The 20,710-nt window shown below is 54.8% G+C and carries 19 protein-coding genes and 1 pseudogene; 11 read left to right on the forward strand and 9 right to left on the reverse strand.

The genetic code is table 11. From position 1 onward, the window contains the following. On the reverse strand, positions 1–254 hold a 254-nt coding region (locus LU196_RS00005; RefSeq protein ID WP_304622720.1), incomplete at its 3' end, for a S24 family peptidase. A gap of 920 nt (positions 255–1,174) precedes the next feature. On the opposite strand from LU196_RS00005, the gene pqqA reads away from it, so the two are divergent. From pqqA to LU196_RS00020, 3 genes are all read left to right on the forward strand, one after another. Next, positions 1,175–1,246 carry a pyrroloquinoline quinone precursor peptide PqqA gene (pqqA, locus tag LU196_RS00010; RefSeq protein ID WP_232758239.1) on the forward strand — a complete coding sequence of 24 codons (72 nt, stop codon included), beginning with the start codon at positions 1,175–1,177 and terminating at the stop codon, positions 1,244–1,246. A 231-nt stretch (positions 1,247–1,477) separates the two neighbouring features. After that, positions 1,478–1,642 carry a hypothetical protein gene (locus LU196_RS00015; RefSeq protein WP_232757700.1) on the forward strand — a complete coding sequence of 55 codons (165 nt, stop codon included), beginning with the start codon at positions 1,478–1,480 and terminating at the stop codon, positions 1,640–1,642. 27 nt (positions 1,643–1,669) lie between these two features. Then, positions 1,670–2,371 carry a hypothetical protein gene (locus LU196_RS00020; RefSeq protein ID WP_232757701.1) on the forward strand — a complete coding sequence of 234 codons (702 nt, stop codon included), beginning with the start codon at positions 1,670–1,672 and terminating at the stop codon, positions 2,369–2,371. Positions 2,372–2,511: 140 nt separating this feature from the next. Here the strand turns inward: LU196_RS00020 and LU196_RS00025 are convergent, their stop codons facing one another. From LU196_RS00025 to icd, 3 genes and pseudogenes are all read right to left on the reverse strand, one after another. Continuing rightward, on the reverse strand, positions 2,512–2,766 hold the full coding sequence (locus LU196_RS00025) for a hypothetical protein (RefSeq protein WP_232757702.1): 255 nt from the start codon (positions 2,764–2,766) through the stop codon (positions 2,512–2,514). Next, positions 2,747–3,842 (reverse strand): annotated as a pseudogene (locus LU196_RS00030) (IS3 family transposase). The gene LU196_RS00025 and the pseudogene LU196_RS00030 overlap by 20 nt, the downstream one beginning before the upstream one ends. A gap of 517 nt (positions 3,843–4,359) precedes the next feature. Next, positions 4,360–5,610 (reverse strand): NADP-dependent isocitrate dehydrogenase, encoded by a 1,251-nt coding sequence (icd, locus tag LU196_RS00035; RefSeq protein ID WP_232757703.1) that lies wholly within the window; start codon positions 5,608–5,610, stop codon positions 4,360–4,362. 101 nt (positions 5,611–5,711) lie between these two features. Between icd and rluE the strand changes: the two genes are divergently transcribed. The 8 genes from rluE to LU196_RS00075 all read left to right on the forward strand — a co-directional run bounded on the left by rluE (position 5,712) and on the right by LU196_RS00075 (position 13,593). Further along, positions 5,712–6,368, forward strand: a complete 657-nt coding sequence (gene rluE / locus LU196_RS00040; protein WP_232757704.1) for a 23S rRNA pseudouridine(2457) synthase RluE — start codon at positions 5,712–5,714, stop codon at positions 6,366–6,368. 45 nt (positions 6,369–6,413) lie between these two features. Beyond that, positions 6,414–6,887, forward strand: a complete 474-nt coding sequence (locus LU196_RS00045; protein ID WP_232757705.1) for an NUDIX domain-containing protein — start codon at positions 6,414–6,416, stop codon at positions 6,885–6,887. 41 nt (positions 6,888–6,928) lie between these two features. Continuing rightward, complete coding sequence (gene mnmA, locus LU196_RS00050; protein ID WP_232757706.1) at positions 6,929–8,041, forward strand: tRNA 2-thiouridine(34) synthase MnmA; 1,113 nt, start codon at positions 6,929–6,931, stop codon at positions 8,039–8,041. A 35-nt stretch (positions 8,042–8,076) separates the two neighbouring features. After that, positions 8,077–8,718: a high frequency lysogenization protein HflD gene (gene hflD / locus LU196_RS00055; RefSeq protein ID WP_232757707.1), complete on the forward strand. Its 642-nt coding sequence runs from the start codon at positions 8,077–8,079 to the stop codon at positions 8,716–8,718. 44 nt (positions 8,719–8,762) lie between these two features. Then, complete coding sequence (gene purB, locus LU196_RS00060) at positions 8,763–10,133, forward strand: adenylosuccinate lyase (protein WP_232757708.1); 1,371 nt, start codon at positions 8,763–8,765, stop codon at positions 10,131–10,133. 148 nt (positions 10,134–10,281) lie between these two features. Further along, positions 10,282–10,950, forward strand: coding sequence for a two-component system response regulator PhoP (phoP, locus tag LU196_RS00065; RefSeq protein WP_255697693.1), 669 nt, complete (start codon positions 10,282–10,284; stop codon positions 10,948–10,950). Positions 10,951–10,953: 3 nt separating this feature from the next. Continuing rightward, entirely contained in the window at positions 10,954–12,414 is a 1,461-nt protein-coding gene (gene phoQ, locus LU196_RS00070; RefSeq protein ID WP_232757709.1) for a two-component system sensor histidine kinase PhoQ, read from the forward strand. A gap of 57 nt (positions 12,415–12,471) precedes the next feature. Next, a complete protein-coding gene (locus tag LU196_RS00075; protein ID WP_232757710.1) occupies positions 12,472–13,593 on the forward strand; it encodes a cupin domain-containing protein in 1,122 nt (373 codons plus the stop codon). A gap of 70 nt (positions 13,594–13,663) precedes the next feature. On the opposite strand, the gene pepT is transcribed toward LU196_RS00075, so the two are convergent. The 5 genes from pepT to lolC form a co-directional block, all read right to left on the reverse strand. Further along, positions 13,664–14,890, reverse strand: coding sequence for a peptidase T (gene pepT / locus LU196_RS00080; protein WP_232757711.1), 1,227 nt, complete (start codon positions 14,888–14,890; stop codon positions 13,664–13,666). A gap of 1,329 nt (positions 14,891–16,219) precedes the next feature. Beyond that, the gene (gene cobB / locus LU196_RS00085; protein WP_232757712.1) at positions 16,220–17,056 is read right to left on the reverse strand and encodes a Sir2 family NAD+-dependent deacetylase; all 837 of its coding nucleotides are present in this window, start codon (positions 17,054–17,056) and stop codon (positions 16,220–16,222) included. Between the two features lie 143 nt (positions 17,057–17,199). Beyond that, positions 17,200–18,444 (reverse strand): lipoprotein-releasing ABC transporter permease subunit LolE, encoded by a 1,245-nt coding sequence (gene lolE / locus LU196_RS00090; RefSeq protein WP_232757713.1) that lies wholly within the window; start codon positions 18,442–18,444, stop codon positions 17,200–17,202. Then, the gene (gene lolD, locus LU196_RS00095; protein ID WP_232757714.1) at positions 18,444–19,145 is read right to left on the reverse strand and encodes a lipoprotein-releasing ABC transporter ATP-binding protein LolD; all 702 of its coding nucleotides are present in this window, start codon (positions 19,143–19,145) and stop codon (positions 18,444–18,446) included. The genes lolE and lolD overlap by 1 nt, the downstream gene beginning before the upstream one ends. Beyond that, positions 19,138–20,337 carry a lipoprotein-releasing ABC transporter permease subunit LolC gene (gene lolC, locus LU196_RS00100; RefSeq protein WP_232757715.1) on the reverse strand — a complete coding sequence of 400 codons (1,200 nt, stop codon included), beginning with the start codon at positions 20,335–20,337 and terminating at the stop codon, positions 19,138–19,140. Before lolC ends, lolD begins: the two co-directional genes overlap by 8 nt. Positions 20,338–20,710 lie beyond the last annotated feature (373 nt).

Raw genomic sequence — 20,710 nt, forward strand, 5'->3', positions numbered from 1 at the left:
ATATCGCCGTGCTCAGCGGTGAGAGAGGAATCAACAACCAGCATGTCGCCATCGTTTATGCCACCCTCGATCATTGAATCACCGCTGACCTTGATGAAATAGGTCGCGCTTGGGTGCTGCACAAGCAAATCATTCAGGTCAATACGCTGTTCAACGTAGTCCTGTGCAGGTGAAGGAAAGCCGCACGGCACGCGGCTTACGTAGAGTGGCAATTCCAGAATGGCGCGGATATCCGCAGGTCGTAAAAGCTCCATTTTCATTATCTCAATGAGTTACTGTATATAAATACAGCAATATCAATCAGTGAAAATGATCAAGCCGTCTCGCTCGGGGGATTTGTAAAGTGTTTGGTGGGAAAGGAGATTTATTTGATGGGTCGGGTTATTGCTGGCTGCGCTTTAATCACTCACCCCGTAGCTCGCTTACAGATGTGCGCGGTATACCTCTGCCCCGTCGACGGGGCTTTTTTAGCCGTCCAGACCATCCAGGTCTTTGAGGCGGCCCCCCATCGCTTTGATGATTTCATATTGTTTTGAGTTATCGCTTTTTTATTCATCAATAATATCCATCAAAGATAGGATCGCCTCGTGGTGGAGCGCTGCAGCCACACCTGATGTGTCTGGACTAAGCACATTCTCAATTAGTGTTCCATCTTCAAGGCTTCTGTTCCCCATAGATGTAACACTGTCGGGGAAAACTTTCTGAACGCTTGCGCGATAAAACCAATCCCCGGAGCGATATCGTCCAGCCTTTCCCATGTTACGCCTTTAATAAGGCGCATTTTTTCCAGCGGGTCTTAGATCCTTTGGATATTTTTTTAAGCCTCATATCCGACAAGGAAACCCATGAGTCTGGAGCGTAAGCACTGCGCGACTGGTTGGACTGATATCGGGTATAGGCGCCTCCTGTAATGGTCTGAACTGCAACAATGCCACTTGAGCCAGAACCTTCTACAACAGAGGTATGGAACAATGACCTTATCTGCGCATATGCGCCAGAGTTATGAATGTTGAAGGCAAAGTAATGAAAATTCTTTGCTATCATTTTGATTTATAAATGGTAACAGAGAATGGGTATTATTTTTTGTACTCATTTATGCACGCAGCTCAATGGTTGAAATTTCAACAAATTTTTGGGTTGGGATGGATCAATCATTTCAAAGAGGATTTATAAGATGTGGAAAAAGCATGAGTTCGTGGATTTGCGCCTTGGACTTGAAGTAACGCTGTACATGTCCAGTCGCTGATAATGATGCTCGCGAAACTGCGGGCATTTTCATCCAATAAACATTTTTACCTTGAACAGCGCCAACAACATTGATCTCAAAAGCATAATAAACAATACTTTTTTTTAAACAGTTTTTCGCGGGTTTTCAATGAGTGATATTGATAAATAAAACATTGGCCGCATGCCGGAGCTCACTGACTTTGGGATGATTTATAGCGCGTGGGGACGGATTCTGGTGCTGAACCTCAAGATGAAAGACTTACTGACGGATCATATCTATAACACGCAGATTCTTCCAGATATGGCAATCAGCATCCCTACTGAAATTGCGAAATGGTTTGTGAATAAATTGCTAGGTGTTGTTGAAATAATTGAAGCGGGAAGGCACGATCCTATCCTAAAAGTGCTTCATTGAAACCTGATTACATACAAAGGGATTTTTATGAATAAAAAGTCAAAAGAAACACGCGATCCTGTAAGAGTAAAAAAATTACAAGGTTTTATTGGTGATAGTACCTTAGATTATCTAGCGTCTAGAATGTTGTTTCTTAATTACATGCCTGTACAGGCATCTATCCTTGCAAGCACTGCAATTGAAAAAGCTTTAAAAGCTTACTTATCTTTTAATGGAAATGAAAGTCATGGGCATCTCAAAAAGGCTCATTGGACAGCTTTGAAAAACTTTGATAGAAACTTATACTCTTCACTCAGTGAAGATTTCTTACTCTTAAATCAGAAAGTGTATAAAATGAGATACACTGACGACCTCACCGCTGGGTACAATGTTGTTATTGCTACAAATGAGTATCTCGCTGAACTCGATTACACAATAATGACGCTGCTAAGACAGTTTGAAGCACACACTCAAAATCCCCAAGACTACAGGCCCGACAGATTACAAACCATGATAAATCAAAGAGATGCAAGATTGTGGCAGCGTAACCATGTTTTACTTAATCAAGATAAAAATAATTTCATTTACTCTACACCCCAATATGTGCATGAACTTAGAAATTATAAAGGTGCCGTCGTTGAAGCATCTTATAGCACAAATAAAAAAGCTTTTGACCCAAGCTTCCTTCGAGAAGCGCTAATCGCTGAATCGGGTGAGCATTTAAGCTTTAGAATGAGTCATGACCGTTAACTCGTAAAGCCATTAAGCTTAACGTAGCTGTTAGCCCCGTCGCCGGGGCTTTTTTACGCATCCAGTCCATCCAGTGCTTTTGGACGCTTCTGCAGTTCTTCTATTGCAGAGTCACGCGCCATCAACTGTTCCTGCTGGGCCTATATGGCATGTGTCAGCTTGGCGACCATCGCTATAACGTTTAGCGAGTACGCATCTGGGTTATTGGGGTCGGTCACAATATCGTAATCATCGGGCAGGCCTTTTCCGTTAACGCACTCTGGTGACGCAATCACCAGATTGTTTGCGATAAAACCCAGCGTGTCGTCACTTTCAGGAATTATACCCCTTTCTTTCATTTGAATCGCCACGGATAATCTAGACACTTCTGAGCCGTTAATGATACTGGTTTTCATATTCTGTCGGTGACATCTTATCGCTCGAACCATGTCGACGCTTACTGTTATAGAACATTTCGATGTAATCAAAAATATCGCTTCTGGCTTCGTCTCTCTTTCCGTAGATTCTTTTCTTAATTCGTTCGCGTTTCAGTAACTGGAAAAAGCTTTCCGCAACCGCATTATCGTGGCAGTTACCGCGACGGCTCATGCTGCTCTCCAGGCATTGTGATTTCAGGAACGGCTGCCACTCATGGCTCGTGTACTGACTACCCTGATCAGAGTGAACAAATACCTGTTTTTGAGGATTACGCCTCCACACCGCCATAAGTAATGCGTTCAGGACAATCTCTTTTGTCATACGGGGTTGCATTGACCAGCCAATAATTTTGCGTGAGAACAGATCAACTACCACGGCAAGATACAGCCATCCTTATTGGGTCCTGATGTAGGTTATGTCCGTTACCCAACGCTTATCCGGAGCATCCGGATTGAACTGCCGCTGGAGCCAGTTAGGCGACACGATACTGGCTTCGCCTTTACGTGCCCGTGGGCTACGGTACCCAATCTGAGCTTTTATTCCGGCACGCTTCATCAGCCGCAAGACCCGGTTCACTCCGCACTGCTGCCCGGTATCACGCAGCTCGAGATGGATCTTGCGATAAACATAGACGCAGCCAGACTCAAGCCAGAACCGTTTGATCTGCCCGGTCAGCATCTGGTCTGCATGGTGACGCTGTGAATGTGGTTGCTGAAGCCAGAAATAAAATCCACTCGGATGTACATCCAGAACCCGACAGAGCAGGCGAACAGGCCAACAACGGCTGTTGGCGCGGATAAAGGCGTACCTCACTCGGACAGCTTTGCGAAGTACGCCGCGGCTTTTTTAATATGTCCCGTTCGTCGGTAACCCGCTTCAGCTCCTTCTGGAGTCGGTGGATCTCGGCCTGAGCATCTGGCTGTTCTTTATTAGTGGAAGAATCCGGACCGTACTTCTTTGTCCAGGCTTAAGTGCTGTGGGTGGTGATATCAAGACGTGTTGCAACGCTGGAAACAGAGTAACCACGATCAACAACCTGTTTGACTGCTTCAATTTTAAACTCTTAGGGATAACGCTTACCGCTAATTGGCACCTCTCTTTAAGTCATCTTAAATGACTCTGAGATGTCTGTTAAACCCGTGGCGATTCAATCTCGGTGCAGAGACAGAATTTTAAGTAAGTTTGTGATCCACCATCATCACACCACTGCCCAAGCAAAACGCGGTGAAGCCCTTACCATTAGCTCAATCACTACCGGATTTAGCAAAGCAAGGAAGATGACCACTATTGACTGGAAAAATGGAAGCCCCCCAACATTCCATGAACAGCGTTCGCTTGCAGAGCGCCTCTGTCGAGATCAGGGATGGGCACAAAGCGTTTGCTCGGACATAAAAATCAGGTCCAAACAGATAAATCTAATGATGACCGTGGTAAGGAATGGTTGATTGTCGCCATTTGAATTAGGTGGATTTATCACCCGTTTTGCAGAAAGGTTTTGCAGAAGAGTTTTTAGGCTGGGGAAATCACCCCAACTTCCAGACAAGAAATTGGGGTTACAATAACTTACGTTATTACATGTTAGCGATGATTGCGTCACCAAACTCTGAACATTTCAGCAGTTTAGCGCCATCCATCAGACGCTCGAAGTCATAGGTCACGGTCTTAGCAGCGATTGCGCCTTCCATGCCTTTAACAATCAGGTCCGCCGCTTCGAACCACTCCATATGACGCAGCATCATTTCTGCAGACAGGATCACGGAACCGGGGTTCACTTTGTCCTGGCCCGCGTACTTCGGTGCGGTACCGTGGGTGGCTTCAAACAGCGCGCACTCGTCGCCAATGTTAGCGCCCGGTGCGATACCGATACCGCCAACCTGCGCTGCCAGCGCATCAGAGATGTAGTCGCCGTTAAGGTTCATACAGGCGATAACGTCATATTCGGCCGGACGCAGCAAGATCTGCTGCAGGAACGCATCGGCAATCACGTCTTTCACCACAATCTCTTTACCGGTGTTTGGATTCTTGAACTTCATCCATGGACCGCCATCGATCAGCTCGCCGCCGAACTCGTCCTTCACTAACTGGTAACCCCAGTCTTTGAAAGAGCCTTCGGTGAACTTCATGATGTTGCCTTTGTGTACCAGCGTCAGCGAATCGCGATCGTTGGTGATGGTGTATTCAATGGCCGCACGCACCAAGCGCTTGGTGCCCTCTTCCGAGCACGGCTTCACACCAATACCGCACTGCTCAGGGAAGCGAATTTTCTTCACGCCCATCTCTTCGCGCAGGAACTTGATGACTTTGTCTGCTTCTGGCGTGCCCGCTTTCCACTCGATACCAGCATAGATATCTTCTGAGTTTTCACGGAAGATCACCATATCCGTGTCTTCAGGGCGCTTAACCGGGCTTGGCGTGCCTTTGTAGTAACGCACCGGGCGCAGACACACGTAAAGATCCAGCTCCTGGCGCAGCGCAACGTTCAGAGAACGAATACCGCCGCCAACGGGCGTCGTCAGTGGGCCTTTGATGGCAACGCGGTACTCTTTAATTAAATCGAGGGTTTCCTGCGGTAACCAGACGTCCTGGCCGTAAAGTTCGACCGATTTCTCGCCGGTGTAAATTTCCATCCAGGAAATTTTACGCTCGCCGTTGTAGGCTTTCTTCACAGCGGCGTCTACCACTTTCAGCATGACTGGGGATACGTCAACGCCGATACCGTCACCCTCAATGTAAGGAATGATGGGATTGTTAGGGACGTTGATTTTTCCCTCATTCAGGGTGATTTTTTGACCTTCCGCCGGAACAACTACTTTGCTTTCCATTAACCTCTCCTTCGAGCGCTTTTTTGTTAATGATTTGTAAGATGCGCGTCAATACTACTTGAATATTTACGCCACGCCAATCACCACGGTTTCGCGCTATAATGCGCCGACTCAGACTAACTGCAAAGCCCATGCGAAAAACTTCTCAACGACATCAGCCGGATAGACGTCCCAGTGGCGTTTCGCGTCGCCCTGCGCGCCCGCGCGGCCCGCGGCGCGTCATTCTTTTTAACAAACCTTTTGATGTACTGCCGCAATTCAGTGATGAAGCCGGCCGCCAAACGCTCAAAGATTTTGTTTCCGTGAGCGACGTCTACGCCGCAGGCCGCCTCGATCGCGACAGTGAAGGACTCATGCTTTTAACCAACGACGGTGCGCTACAGGCGCGGCTGACGCAGCCCGGCAAACGCACCGGGAAAATCTATTACGCGCAGGTTGAAGGCGTACCTCAGGAAAGCGATTTACGCCGTTTGCGCCAAGGCGTGACGCTTAACGATGGGCCGACGCTGCCGGCGGAGGTGGAGTGTGTGGCGGAACCCGCGTGGCTCTGGCCGCGCCAGCCGCCGATTCGGGCGCGTAAATCTATTCCGACCTCGTGGCTTAAAATCACCCTGTACGAAGGGCGTAACCGCCAGGTGCGCCGGATGACGGCACACGTAGGGTTGCCGACGCTGCGCCTGATTCGTTTTGCTATCGGCGAACACCAGTTGGATAATCTGGCACCGGGCGAGTGGCGCGACATTAGCGCAGCGGTGTAATCTGCACCTATTCGATAACGTTAGGTTAACAATGATGGAGTTACGATGTTTAAACCTCATGTAACCGTCGCCTGTATCGTGCAGGCGGAGGGGGAATTGCTGGTGGTCGAGGAGCGCGTTAAAGGCCGCATCACCTGGAATCAGCCTGCGGGCCACCTCGAAGCCAACGAAACCCTGCTGGAAGCGGCGCAGCGCGAACTGTTTGAAGAGACCGGCATCAATGCAAAACCCGAGTATTTTCTCGGTGTCCAGCAGTGGATCGCCCCAGACGATACACCTTTTGTGCGTTTTCTGTTTGGCCTCGATCTCCCGAAAAAATGTGAGACTTCCCCGCACGACCGCGATATTGACTGCTGCTGGTGGCTGCCGCCAGAGCAGATTTTGTCTGCCAACCGGCTGCGCTCGCCGCTGGTGGCCGAAAGCGTCCGTCTTTGGCAGCAGGGCGCGCGCTACCCGCTGCAGTTGATTGCGCCGTTTCAGTGGCCGTTTCACGAAGGTGCGCGCCCGGCTTCCGCATGATAGAATGCGCCGCCTGTTTTTAATGTAATTGTGAGTGCGTCATGTCTGACAACAGCCAGAAAAAAGTGATCGTCGGAATGTCCGGCGGCGTCGATTCCTCCGTATCCGCCTGGCTTCTGCAACAGCAGGGTTATCAGGTAGAAGGCCTGTTCATGAAGAACTGGGAAGAGGACGACGGTGAGGAGTACTGCACCGCGGCTGACGATCTGGCTGACGCGCAAGCCGTGTGTGACAAGCTCGGCATTAAACTGCATAAAATCAACTTCGCGGCGGAGTACTGGGACAATGTGTTTGAGCATTTTCTGGAAGAGTACAAAGCCGGACGCACGCCCAATCCCGACATTCTGTGCAACAAAGAGATCAAATTTAAAGCGTTCCTCGAGTTCGCTGCCGATGACTTAGGCGCTGACTTTATTGCGACCGGTCACTACGTGCGCCGCGCGGACGTTGCGGGCAAGAGCCAGCTGCTGCGCGGCTTAGACGGCAATAAAGACCAAAGCTATTTTCTCTACACGTTGAGCCACCAGCAAATTGCACAGAGCCTGTTCCCGGTAGGCGAACTGGAGAAGCCCGAAGTGCGCCGCATTGCGGAGCAGCTGGACTTGATCACCGCCAAGAAAAAAGACTCTACCGGCATCTGCTTCATTGGCGAGCGGAAATTCCGCGATTTTCTGGGCCGCTATTTACCCGCACAGCCGGGTGAAATTGAAACGGTCGAGGGTGAGATCGTGGGCGAACATCAAGGATTGATGTACCACACGCTCGGCCAGCGTAAAGGCCTGGGCATCGGCGGGCGTAAAGAGAGCAATGATGACCCGTGGTACGTGGTGGACAAAGACGTGGCGCGTAACCGTCTTATTGTTGCACAAGGCGGCGACCATCCGCGCCTGATGTCAGTGGGGCTGATCGCACAACAGCTGCACTGGGTTGACCGTCAGCCTATTACCACGCCGCTGCGCTGCACGGTGAAAACGCGCTATCGCCAGCAGGATATTCCCTGCGAGGTTATCCCACACGAGGACGATCGTATCGAAGTCCGCTTTGACGAGCCGGTTGCTGCGGTGACGCCTGGCCAGTCGGCCGTGTTTTATCAGGGTGACGTCTGTTTGGGCGGCGGCATCATCGAACAGCGCCTGCCGCTGGCAGAAGGCTAACGTCGGCGCTGCCGACGCGGTTACAGGAGGTGAGCGTGGCCCGCAACTATTATGACATCACTCTTGCGCTGGCGGGCATTTGCCAGTCGGCGCATCTGGTGCAACAGCTGGCGCATCAGGGCCAGTGTGACAACAGCGCCCTGCGCGTCTCGCTTCAGAGCCTGCTGGATCTCAATCCGGCCTCGACGCTTGCGGTTTTTGGCAATAACGAAGCCAATCTACGCTTAGGCTTAGAAACCTTAATGGCCGTGCTTAATAGCGGCGCGCGCAAAGGCGCTGGCGCTGAGCTCACGCGCTACACGCTGAGCCTCATGGTGCTGGAGCGTAAGTTACACGGCAACAAAACGGCCCTTAATACGCTGGCCGAGCGCATTGCACAGCTTGACCGCCAGTTGGAACATTACGCCCTGGATTCCGATACCCTGACCGGCGCCATGGCCAGTATTTATGTCGACGTCATCAGTCCGCTTGGCCCGCGCATTCAAGTCACCGGCTCAGCCCAGGTGCTACAAAACACGCAGGTCCAGCATCGCGTGCGTGCGGCCCTGCTGGCCGGTATTCGTGCCGCCGTGCTGTGGCAGCAGGTAGGCGGTGGTCGCTTGCAGCTGATGTTCTCGCGCCAGCGGTTGCTCAATGAAGCCAAAACCCTTTTATCTCGGCTGGATCCGGCGTATTAACCGTCGCCCAGCCCCATTTTGTTAACGATTCAGGAGTTGCACTGATGGAATTATCCTCTCTGACCGCCGTCTCACCTGTCGATGGTCGTTACGGCGATAAAGTCAGCCCGCTGCGCGCAATTTTCAGCGAATTTGGTCTGCTGAAATTCCGCGTTGAGGTTGAAGTTCGCTGGTTACAAAAACTGGCTGCGACCGCAGAGATCAAGGAAGTTCCTGCATTTGACGCTGACGCAAACGCTTTCCTTGACGCCATTGTGGCAAATTTCAGTGAAGAAGACGCTGCGCGTATCAAAACCATTGAGCGCACCACCAACCATGACGTTAAAGCGGTGGAGTATTTCCTGAAGGAAAAAGTGGCAGACGTCCCCTCACTGCACGCCGTATCTGAATTTATCCACTTCGCCTGCACCTCTGAAGACATTAATAACTTGTCCCATGCGCTGATGCTGGAAACCGCGCGCCGCGACGTTATCCAACCGTTCTGGCAGCAGCTGATTGATGCGGTGAAGGGACTGGCGCACGCCTATCGCGATATTCCTCTGCTGTCGCGCACCCACGGCCAGCCCGCCACGCCTTCTACCATCGGTAAAGAGATGGCTAACGTCGCCTACCGCATGGAGCGGCAGCTGCGGCAGCTGGGCAAAATCGAAGTACTGGGTAAAATCAACGGCGCGGTGGGCAATTACAATGCGCACATTGCCGCGTATCCCGAAGTGGACTGGCATCAGCTGAGCGAGCAGTTCGTTACCTCGCTGGGCATCACCTGGAACCCGTACACCACCCAGATCGAGCCACACGACTATATTGCCGAGCTGTTTGACTGCGTGGCGCGCTTCAATACCATTCTCATCGACTTCGATCGGGATATCTGGGGCTATGTGGCACTTAATCACTTCAAACAAAAAACTGTGGCCGGTGAAATTGGCTCCTCGACCATGCCGCATAAAGTTAACCCGATTGATTTTGAAAACTCTGAGGGCAATCTGGGCTTGGCCAATGCGGTGATGCAGCATTTGGCGAGCAAACTGCCCGTGTCGCGCTGGCAGCGCGATCTCACCGACTCCACCGTGCTGCGCAACCTCGGCGTGGGCGTGGGTTATGCGCTGATTGCGTACCAGGCTACGCTGAAAGGTATCGCAAAACTGGAAGTGAACCGTGAGCGTCTGCTGGACGAACTGGATCACAACTGGGAAGTGCTGGCGGAACCGATTCAGACCGTCATGCGCCGCTACGGCATTGAAAAACCGTATGAGAAACTCAAAGAGCTGACGCGCGGTAAACGCGTTGACGCCGCCGGCATGCAGGCCTTTATTGATAGCCTGGCGCTACCGGAAGCAGAAAAGACGCGACTGAAGCAGATGACGCCGGCTAACTACCTTGGCCGCGCGGTACAGATGGTTGACGAGCTAAAATAAGCGCGTTGCGCGAACGTCAGGCCACGGACGTGCCGTACTGGCACCCGTTGCCTGGCGTTTTAAGCACTCGAGCGCGTTGCTCTCCGGTTTAGCTCTTTTCACGTATACTTTTCGCCATCATCATTGCGTTTGAAGGTAAGGAAATATTATGCGTGTCCTGGTTGTGGAAGATAATGCGCTACTGCGCCATCACCTCTCCGTTCAGCTGCGCGAGATGGGACATCAAGTGGATGCCGCGGAAGACGCCAAAGAGGCCGACTATTTCCTTCAGGAACATGCGCCGGATATTGCCCTGGTTGATTTAGGCTTGCCCGACGAAGATGGTATGTCGTTGATTCGTCGCTGGCGCGGTGACGCCGTGCGCCAACCCATTCTGGTGCTGACAGCTCGCGAAGGCTGGCAGGCAAAAGTTGAGGCGCTGGAAGCGGGTGCGGATGATTATGTGACCAAGCCTTTCCATATCGAAGAGGTGGCCGCACGTCTGCAAGCGCTGATGCGCCGCAACAGCGGACACGCGTCACAAATTATCGCTATGGCGCCTTTCCAGGTGGATCTCTCCCGCCGCGAGCTCACCGTCAACGATGAACCCGTAAAGCTCACCGCGTTTGAGTACACCATTGTTGAAACGCTGATCCGCAACGCAGGCAAAGTGGTCAGCAAAGATTCGCTGATGCTGCAGCTCTATCCCGATGCTGAACTGCGCGAAAGCCACACCATCGACGTGTTAATGGGACGACTGCGCAAAAAGATCCTCGCGCTGCATCCTGTGGACGTCATTAACACCGTTCGCGGCCAGGGTTATCGCTTTGATCTGTAATGTATGCGCGGGTTAGGCCGCCTGCGTCCGTTCTCACTACGCGCGCGCTTTCTGCTGGCTACAGCGGCGATTGTGCTGTTTTTATCGCTCTCCTACGGCATGGTAGCGGTGATTGGCTACGTGGTGAGCTTTGATAAGAACACCTATCGCGTTATGCGCGGTGAGAGCAATCTGTTCTTCACGCTCGCCCAATGGCAGGACAATAAGCTGACCATTGCGCAGCCCGAACGCATGACGCTGAACTTCCCTACGCTGGTGTTTATCTACGACGAAAGCGGCAAATTGTTGTGGCAGCAGCGCGACGTGCCCGCCATTCGCAAGCACATCCGCCGCGAGTGGCTACTGAAACCCGATTTCTATGAAATCGACACCAGCAATCGCACCAGCCTGGCCGCCATTGGCAACAATTCCGAAGTCAAAGAGCGTCTGCACAAGCTGGACAGCAACGACAACGACACCTTTACGCACTCGGTGGCGGTGAATCGCTATGACGCCACCGTAAATCTGCCGGCACTCACTATCGTGGTGGTGGACTCCATCCCTCAGGAGCTCCAGCACTCTGACGTCGTTTGGTCGTGGTTTAGCTATGTATTGGCTGCCAATTTATTGCTGATCATCCCGCTTTTGTGGCTAGCGGCGCACTGGAGCCTGCGTCCTATTGGCGATCTCACCGCGCAAGTGCGCGAACTGGAGACCGGGCACCGCGAAAATCTCGATGATAATCCGCCGCAGGAACTGCGCAGCCTGGTGCGCAATCTCAATTTGCTGCTGACCAACGAACGGCAGCGCTACACGCGCTACCGCACCACCCTTTCCGACCTCACCCACAGCCTGAAAACGCCGCTTGCGGTGCTGCAAAGCACCCTGCGCTCGCTGCGCAACGGCAAGGCGCTCACGATTGAAGAGGCGGAGCCGGTGATGCTGGAGCAAATCAGCCGCATTTCCCAGCAGATTGGCTATTACCTGCACCGCGCCAGTATGCAGGCGGATCACAATCCGCTGCAGCGCGATCTCCATTCGGTGTCGGCGCTGCTCGATAGCCTCTGCTCGGCGCTGAACAAGGTGTATCAACGCAAAGGCGTGGCGATTAATTTGGATATTTCGCCGGAGCTGACGTTTATCGGCGATCAAAACGATTTTATGGAAGTGCTGGGCAACGTGCTGGATAACGCCTGTAAGTACTGCCTTGAGTTTATCGAAGTGACGGCGCGCCAAACCGATAAAGCACTGCATTTGTATATTGATGATGACGGGCCAGGCATTCCCGAAAGCAAACGCGACCTGATTTTCGTCCGCGGTCAGCGCGCCGATACGCTGCGCCCTGGTCAAGGGCTGGGGCTGGCGGTGGCACGCGATATCCTGGAACAGTACGCAGGTAACATTGTTGCCACCACCAGTCCGCTGGGCGGCGCACGCATGGAAGTGGTTTTTCAGCGCCAGGAAGTTGAGCATCATCGCGAGTAGAACGGGCCGCAGGCTGTTATACTTGGCACCATTCATGCCCCTTACCGGAACCTCCGTATGGACTATCAGCTCGATATTAATTGGCCCGACTTTCTTCAGCGCTACTGGCAAAAACGGCCGGTGGTGCTCAAGCGTGGCTTTAAAAACTTCATTGATCCTATTTCTCCCGATGAGCTGGCTGGACTGGCAATGGAAAACGAGGTCGACAGCCGCCTCGTGAGCCATAACAATGGTAAATGGCAGGTAGCTCACGGCCCGTTTGAAAGTTACGACCACCTTGGCGAAAACAACTGGTCGCTGCTGGTACAGGCAGTTAACCACTGGCACGAACCTTCCGCAGCCCTGATGCGGCCGTTCCGCTTCTTGCCTGACTGGCGCATTGACGATCTGATGATCTCCTTCGCCGTGCCGGGCGGCGGCGTCGGACCCCATTTCGATCAATACGACGTGTTTATTATTCAGGGAACCGGCCGTCGCCGCTGGCGCGTGGGTGAAAAAGTGGCGATGAAACAGCACTGCCCGCACCCCGATCTGCTGCAGGTTGAGCCGTTTGACGCCATTATCGATGAAGAGATGGAGCCGGGTGACATTCTCTACATTCCACCGGGCTTCCCGCACGAAGGGTATTCGCTGGAAAACGCCCTCAACTACTCCGTGGGCTTCCGCGCGCCCAATGGCCGTGAGCTGATCAGCGGTTTCGCTGATTATATGCTGGCGCACGAACTGGGCAGCCGCCGCTATAGCGATCCTGAGGTGCCAACGCGCGACTGCCCTTCGCAGATCCTGCCGTCAGAGATTGAAGGTATTCGTCAGGTGATGCTGGATGTCATTAACCAGCCTGAGCAGTTTTCGCAGTGGTTTGGCGAATTTATCTCCCAATCGCGCCATGAACTCGACATTGCGCCGCCAGAACCGCCTTATCAGCCGGACGAAATCTACGATGCACTGCAGCAAGGCGATGCGTTAACCCGCCTTGGCGGCCTGCGCGTGCTGACGCTGGGCGATGCGGTGTATGTCAACGGTGAACACGTTACCTGCAATCATCCGCAGGTACTGGCCGCGCTGGCCCGCAATCACGTGCTAACGCTGGACGATTTCGGTGATGCGCTGGATGACCCTTCGCTACTGGCGCAGCTCGCCGCGCTGGTCAACAGCGGCTACTGGTTCTTCGCTGAATAACCGGCGTCATCGCAGTCAAAAAGGTGCACCCTGGTGCACCTTTTTTTTCATCTGCCGTCCGCCAAACGCGTTACTTTTTCTCTGCGGCCAGTGCGGCGAGTCGCACGATCACCTCTACCGCCTGCGACATGATATTCAGCGAGGCAAACTCATGCTTGCCGTGATAGTTGTAGCCGCCGGTGAACAGATTCGGACACGGCAAGCCTTTCCAGGAAAGCGCTGAACCGTCAGTGCCGCCGCGAATCGGCTTCACATTCGGCTCAATGCCGCACTCGCGAATCGCCTGCAGCGCCAGCTCGATAATTTGTGGATGGGGTTCCACTTTTTCGCGCATGTTGCGGTAGCTGTCGCTGATCTCAACGACCACGGCGCACTCTTGCTGTAGTCCTTTACCCACGCGCTGTGCGATATCCTGCAGCTGCTGTTTGCGTTGCGCATAGCTGTCGGCGTCAAAATCACGAATCAGATACATCAGTTCCGCATGCTCTACCGTGCCTTTGATGCTGTGCAGATGAAAGAAACCCTCATAGCCATCGGTGAACTGCGGCTTCTCTTTCGCAGGCAGCTCGGCATGAAAGCGCATCGCAAGATCCAGCGCGTTAACCATCACATTTTTGGCGCTGCCTGGATGCACATTGTTGCCGGTGATCTTCACGATCGCCGTGGCGGCGTTGAAATTTTCAAACTCAAATTCGCCCAAATCGCTGCCGTCTATCGTATAAGCCCAGTCCGCCGCAAAACCTTCCACGTCAAAATGCGAGGTGCCGCGCCCAATTTCCTCGTCAGGCGTGAACGCCACGCGGATCGCACCGTGCGGAATATCGCCCTGCGCCAGCCGCGCCAAAGCCGTCATGATTTCCGCAATGCCCGCTTTGTCGTCGGCGCCGAGCAGCGTTTTACCGTCGGTGGTGATCAGCGTATGGCCGATGAGTTTGTGCAATACCGGGAACATCACCGGCGAGAGGACTTCCTCACCCGTGCCCAGTGCAATGTCCCCTCCGCGATAGTTTTCAATAATTTGCGGTTGCACGTTTTTTGCCGTGTAGTCTGGCGAGGTGTCCATGTGTGAAATAAAGCCGATCACCGGCGTTGGCCAATCGACGTTCGCAGGCAGGGTGCCCATGACGCAGCAGTGATCGCTTAACGACACATCCACACAGCCCAGCGCAATGAGTTCTTCCTGTAGCTGACGCGCCAGCGTCCACTGCCCTTCACTGCTCGGCACCTGCCGCGCCTGAGGTTTTGCCGTTGTCTCCACGGCGACGTAACTGAGAAAACGCTCAAGTAACTGTTCCATCTGCCAACCCTCTTAAAAACCTGCATTATTATTGCGGCGCCATGCGGACGCCGCGTTGCGTGAAATCATTATCCCTTAGGTTAGCGTGTTACGCGTTAATTTCTGAAGATATTGTCCTGAGCGGGGTCCGGCCGCTCATCCGGTATTATTCCGCGCGGGTGCCGGCCCGCTATGCCGGTTTTTAGTTGCGCGGACTGGCGCGTTGACCGCTGAGCTGGCCTGACTCTGCGCAGGTTCCGGCCGCTCAGTCGGCATTGCTCTGAGCGGGTTCCGGCCCGCTATGCCGATTTTTAGTTGCGCGGGCTCGCGCATTGGCCGCTGTGCTGGTCTGACCCTGAGCGGGTTCCGCCCGCTAACCGCACGGCAGTTTCATCCGCCCCGCTGCGGCGTACGGGCAAAGGGCCGATGGGCGCGGCCCTTTGCAATCCGCGCCCTGCGCCAGCCTGCGCTGTTCCCTCACTCCGCCGCAACGGCCTCACGGACCGCGCGGATTCGCCATCCCTGGCTCATTCCGCCCTCTCAGCGGCATCCATGCCGCTTCGTCCTGGCCGTCACGCTCCGTTCGGCGCTCCGGATAGCGCTCAACACCGCCGCCTTTAAGAGCCTTTTTCTTTTTTCTGTCTGGGGTTGTCTGGGTGGCCGTAAACGCGTCTGCGAAGACAATGGCTGGCTGAAAAAAACAGAAGACAGAAGGTTTCTGATGAACACCGCGCGGGCGGGATGGTACTTAAAAGTCTTTTCAGCCACGCGCTGGCGTCTACGGGCAAAAAACGCGAAAGAAAGGTTTTTGCTTAACACAGCGCAGTCTTAACGCATATTAAAATCTTCCCGCCACGCGGCGGCTGCGAAAAAAATCATGGCTTACAGCAGGAGTTGTGAAGCGCCATCCCCACTCGCTGAACGAATGAAGGCTTCCAGGACGAGCGGCATGGATGCCGCGAGAGGCGGCGTTGAGCAGGAGCGAATCGACGCCGGTCCGTCAGGAAGGCTGAGGGAGTGAAGGCACCGCGCAGCGGCGAGCGGGGCTGGCGCAGGGCCGGGGAGTGCAGAGGGCGCGGCCTGGCGCCCTCTGCTCGGTCGCCGCACCGCGGCAAAGGCACCTGCCATTGCTATGGCGAACGAAAGATGCACCGCGCCAGCGAGAAAGCACCCTGCCGCTGCCTGCGGCAAAAGCCTCGCCACGGCAAGTGGCAAAGGCACCTGCCAGTGCCAAGGCGAACGAAAGCCGCTCCGCCCCAGCGAGAAAGCACCCTGCCGCTGCCTGCGGCATAAGTCCCGCCACTGCAAATGGCTAAAGCCCCCCTGCCACTGCCCGTGGCAAACAAACCGTTACGGCTTATGAAGACTGTCGATGAAATCATGCACGAATTCCGGCACCACCTCGCTGGCAAGACCATATTCGCTCTCGGCGAACGCACTCCCTACCTGACTGGGCTCAAGATTCAACTCCAGCGTATGCGCGCCGTGCAGCTTGGCTTCGTGCACAAAACCGGCGGCGGGATAGACGTGACCGGAGGTGCCAATTGCCACAAACAGATCGGCCTGTTCGAGGGCGTGATAAATCTCCTCCATGCCGAGCGGCATTTCGCCGAACCACACAACGTGGGGGCGCAACCTTGCGGGGAATTGACAGCAGGTGCAGCGATCTTCCGGGGTAACATCGTCGGTCCAGCTCACCACCTGGCCGCTGTGTTCGCAGCGAACTTTAAGCAGCTCACCGTGCATATGCAGCACGCGCTGGCTTCCGGCGCGCTCGTGCAAATTGTCGATGTTTTGCGTCACCAGCAGGAAATTATCCCCCAGCACCTGCTCCAGTTCTGCCAGCGCGCGATGCGCCGCGTTGGGCTGAATGTCCGGCTGCTGTAGCTGACGCCGACGCGCGTTGTAAAACGCCTGTACGCGCGCCGGATCGCGCTGGAAACCTTCGGGCGTCGCCACATCTTCAACGCGGTGCTCTTCCCACAAACCGTCTTCGGCGCGGAAGGTGCGAATACCGGACTCGGCTGAAATACCCGCCCCGGTCAGGATCACCACACGCGGCAGCGGGTGCGCAGCCAGTTCAGCTTTGCGATCGCGCTCAAAGATTCGCTGACGAAAGCGCTGATGCACTTTACGGCGGTTCTTTTTATAACGGGCGAGTCGTAGGCGGCGGCGCGGTTGGCGCATAAAAGCTCCTTTATCTTCGGCGGTGATCGCCGTGCGTCGGTGTATCGTCGGTTGAGATTGCGATCATAACGATTACGGCTGCGCTCTGCATGCTCTTGGCGCTGAAAATATGCGCAGTCGCGATCGCGACTGCGCGTTTCGCTTTACTGACCGCTGAGCACGCGCGCCGGATCGATACGGCTGGCGCGGCGTGCCGGGTACCAGCTGGCGATCAGACTCAGTACGATGGCGGTGGCCAGCACGGAGAACACATCCAGCCAGTGCAGCTCGGAGGGCAGAAAATCAATAAAATAGATGTCGCCCGCCAGCAGCTGATGGCCGGTCAAATGCTCAAATCCGCGCATCAGCGGCGTCAAGTTGAGCGCCACCAGCACGCCAATCACCACGCCGCTAACGCTACCCAGCAAGCCGGCCAGCAAGCCGTACCAGATAAAAATGGCGCGAATCAAACCGTCTTTTGCCCCCAGCGTACGCAGCACGGCAATATCACTGCTCTTGTCTTTCACCGCCATCACCAGCGTAGAAACGATATTGAAGCAGGCGACACCGATCACCAGCACCATGGCTAAGTACATAATGGCGCGGATCATCTGGATGTCACGGTACATATAACCGAAGGTGCCGATCCAACTTTTGATGTAGACATAGGCATGCGTGACTTCTCCAGCATCGCGTACAAGCTGCTGCGCCTTGAAGGGATCGGCCATTTTCAGGGCAATACCGCTCACGCTGTCCCCCAAATCCAGATAGCGCTGCGCATCCGCCAGCGGCACCAGCGCCAGACTGTGGTCAAGCATACCGCTGAGCTGCAAAATCCCACTCACCTGCAGGCGGATGCGTTTGGGCTGCAGCAGTTTATTGTCACCGTCATTATTAGGGATCATGATGGTGATCCAGTCGCCCTGCTTCACGTTCAGTGACTGAGCGATGCCACCGCCCAAAATGATTTGCTGCTTGCCCGCGGCAAACTGCGACCACGCGTTATTGGCCACGAAGTGCGGTAAGGCACTGAGGCGCGGCTCCTGCTGCGGATCGACGCCTTTAACCTGCAGCGCCTGCAGCTTGGCTCCGCTCTCAATCAGGCCCGTGAAGTTAACGTAAGGCGCAGCGGCGGCAATACCCGGCACCTGCTCAATCGGCGCAATCAGCGGCTGCCAATTGCGGAACGGCTGATTGACCGGCTCGATTTCACCGTGAGGCACCACCGCCAGAATGCGGTTGTTGAGTTCACGTTCGAAGCCGTTCATGGCGCTCAGCCCGATAATCAGCACCGCAACCCCCAGCGCAATCCCGAGCGTTGAAATGATGGAGATCAGCGAGACCATGCCACCGCGCCGCCGACCGCGGCTAAAGCGCAGCCCGAGCAGCAGAGACAATGATGAATGCATTACAGCGCCCCCAGCGTCAGGTGATCGCTCAGCTGCCCGTCGCGCATCTCCATTTGACGACTCAGACGCTTCGCCAGGTGAAGATCGTGCGTCACCACCAGAAACGCCGTGCCCTGCTTGACGTTTAGCTCGCCCAACAGTTCAAAAATGGCGTCCGCGTTGCGCGCATCCAGATTGCCCGTAGGCTCGTCTGCCATCACTAAACGCGGGCGATTCACCAGCGCGCGCGCAATCGCCACGCGCTGGCGCTCACCGCCCGACAGCTCAGACGGGCGGTGCGCCGCACGCTTGTCGAGACCGACCGCCGCGAGCATTTCGCGCGCGCGCGATTCCACTTCGGCTTTGCCGATTTTGCCAATCAGCAGCGGCATCGCCACGTTTTCCAGCGCGCTGAAGTCAGGTAGCAGATGGTGGAACTGATAGATAAACCCGAGCTCGCGGTTGCGCAGCTCCGCTTTGGCCGAAGAAGACATGGCATTGAGCGATTTGCCGTCGAAAATCACGTCGCCGGAGGTGGGCGCATCGAGCCCGCCCAGCAGGTGCAGCAGCGTACTTTTGCCCGATCCGGAGCTACCAACAATGGCGGTCAGTTCGCCCGGTTGCAGGCTGAAAGCCACATTGCGCAGCACATCGGTCTGCACGCTGCCTTCCTGATAGCGTTTACACAGGTCGCGACACTGCAACAAAGGGGTATTACTCATAACGTAAAGCCTCAGCGGGTTGAACGGCGGCAGCGCGCCATGACGGATAAAGGGTTGAGAGCAGCGCCACAGTCATGGAGACGAGCGCAATGGTGACCACCTGCCAGACATTAATATCCACCGGCAGCGCCGCGCCATCCAGGAACAGCCCCAGCACCGGCAGCAGGTGGTTAAGCTGGCTGGCCAGCAGCACGCCCAGCAGCGTGCCCAACAGCGCACCGATGATACCCGCGCTGGCGCCTTGCACCATAAACACCGCCACAATCTGGCGCCGGGTAAGGCCCTGCGTTTGTAAAATAGCCACTTCCGCCTGCTTCTCCATAATCAGCAGGCCCAGCGAGGTGATAATGTTGAACGCCGCGACCGCGATGATCAAACTCAGCAGCAGGCCCATCATGTTTTTTTCCATGCGCACCGCCTGGAACAGATCGCCTTTGCGCTCGCGCCAATCTTTCCAAATCAGCCCCTGCGGTAGCGTCTGATGGCTGAGGGCATCGACGTCCAGCGGCTTGTTCAGCCACAGGCGCCAGCCGGTGATATTGCCCGACGGATAGCGCATGATGCGTGAGGCATCTTGCTGATTCACCAAAATCTGGTAGCCATCCACTTCACTGTTCGCGGCATAAGTGCCTGCCACCGTGAAAATGCGCTGGCTCGGTAAGCGTCCTACCGGCGTAAATTGGCTAACGGAAGGCACCATCAGGCGCAGCGTATCGCCACGTTTCACGCCGAGTTGCGTGGCAAGCTGTTCACCAAGAATCACGTTGTATTGACCCGGTTGCAGCACGCTTTGCGGCGTATTGACCAGATAAGGCGTCAGCGGATCTTGCTCATCTGGCTGTATGCCGAGCATCACGCCCACCGACACATTGCGTGCACTTTGCAGCACCACATCCGCGGTGGTAAGCGGCGCAACGCGGCGGACACCCTGTAACGTAAGGTGATCAGCGGGAATCTGCTGCGGGTTGATACTGCCTTTGTCACTGGTGATCAGCGCCTGCGGCATCAGGCCAAGAATGTTGCCTTCCAGCTCGCGCTCAAAGCCGTTCATCACCGACAGCACGGTGACTAACGCCAGTACGCCAAGCGTAATACCGATTGTGGAAAGCCAGGAGACGAAACGCCCAAAGCGGTCTGAAGCACGTCCACGCATGTAGCGTAAACCAATGAATAACGCGACTGGTTGATACATAAGATCCGTCTTGGCAGTTGCCTGAAAAAGAGTAGAGGGATGATAAAGGAGCCGGGTGCTTTATGAAACCTTTAACCCACGGCGCGGGCGGCAAAGTTGCATCGAAATGCATATGACGGCGGCTTGCAAAGACCCGCGTTGCCCCGCACAGGGTGCAACACGCCCTTCGTATTGCGCGCCGCGTGACTGACAAAAGCACAGAAAAAGCGGCGTTACGGCACGGTTATTGCCTGTGAGGCCGATAATCGCGGCTATCATTAACCAAAAGCCAGAGAGAGGATGGCGCGCGCGTCCCTGTCACTGCTTTATACCGCCGCCAGTCCGTACTGCTCACCGAGAAATCGCACCGCGACAGATGATCCTCGGGTCGGAT

It is taken from the genome of Pantoea sp. Mb-10 (assembly GCF_021272205.1).
GTDB lineage: Bacteria > Pseudomonadota > Gammaproteobacteria > Enterobacterales > Enterobacteriaceae > Pantoea.

Bases quoted from the DNA above. Each gene is read 5' to 3' on its own strand.
- LU196_RS00015 (WP_232757700.1), top strand. From the start codon at position 1,478: ATGAAAGACTTACTGACGGATCATATCTATAACACGCAGATTCTTCCA.
- LU196_RS00020 (WP_232757701.1), top strand. From the start codon at position 1,670: ATGAATAAAAAGTCAAAAGAAACACGCGATCCTGTAAGAGTAAAAAAA.
- LU196_RS00025 (WP_232757702.1), bottom strand. From the start codon at position 2,766: ATGAAAACCAGTATCATTAACGGCTCAGAAGTGTCTAGATTATCCGTG.
- icd (WP_232757703.1), bottom strand. From the start codon at position 5,610: ATGGAAAGCAAAGTAGTTGTTCCGGCGGAAGGTCAAAAAATCACCCTG.
- rluE (WP_232757704.1), top strand. From the start codon at position 5,712: ATGCGCCGACTCAGACTAACTGCAAAGCCCATGCGAAAAACTTCTCAA.
- LU196_RS00045 (WP_232757705.1), top strand. From the start codon at position 6,414: ATGTTTAAACCTCATGTAACCGTCGCCTGTATCGTGCAGGCGGAGGGG.
- mnmA (WP_232757706.1), top strand. From the start codon at position 6,929: ATGTCTGACAACAGCCAGAAAAAAGTGATCGTCGGAATGTCCGGCGGC.
- purB (WP_232757708.1), top strand. From the start codon at position 8,763: ATGGAATTATCCTCTCTGACCGCCGTCTCACCTGTCGATGGTCGTTAC.
- phoP (WP_255697693.1), top strand. From the start codon at position 10,282: ATGCGTGTCCTGGTTGTGGAAGATAATGCGCTACTGCGCCATCACCTC.
- phoQ (WP_232757709.1), top strand. From the start codon at position 10,954: ATGCGCGGGTTAGGCCGCCTGCGTCCGTTCTCACTACGCGCGCGCTTT.
- LU196_RS00075 (WP_232757710.1), top strand. From the start codon at position 12,472: ATGGACTATCAGCTCGATATTAATTGGCCCGACTTTCTTCAGCGCTAC.
- pepT (WP_232757711.1), bottom strand. From the start codon at position 14,890: ATGGAACAGTTACTTGAGCGTTTTCTCAGTTACGTCGCCGTGGAGACA.
- cobB (WP_232757712.1), bottom strand. From the start codon at position 17,056: ATGCGCCAACCGCGCCGCCGCCTACGACTCGCCCGTTATAAAAAGAAC.
- lolE (WP_232757713.1), bottom strand. From the start codon at position 18,444: ATGCATTCATCATTGTCTCTGCTGCTCGGGCTGCGCTTTAGCCGCGGT.
- lolD (WP_232757714.1), bottom strand. From the start codon at position 19,145: ATGAGTAATACCCCTTTGTTGCAGTGTCGCGACCTGTGTAAACGCTAT.
- lolC (WP_232757715.1), bottom strand. From the start codon at position 20,337: ATGTATCAACCAGTCGCGTTATTCATTGGTTTACGCTACATGCGTGGA.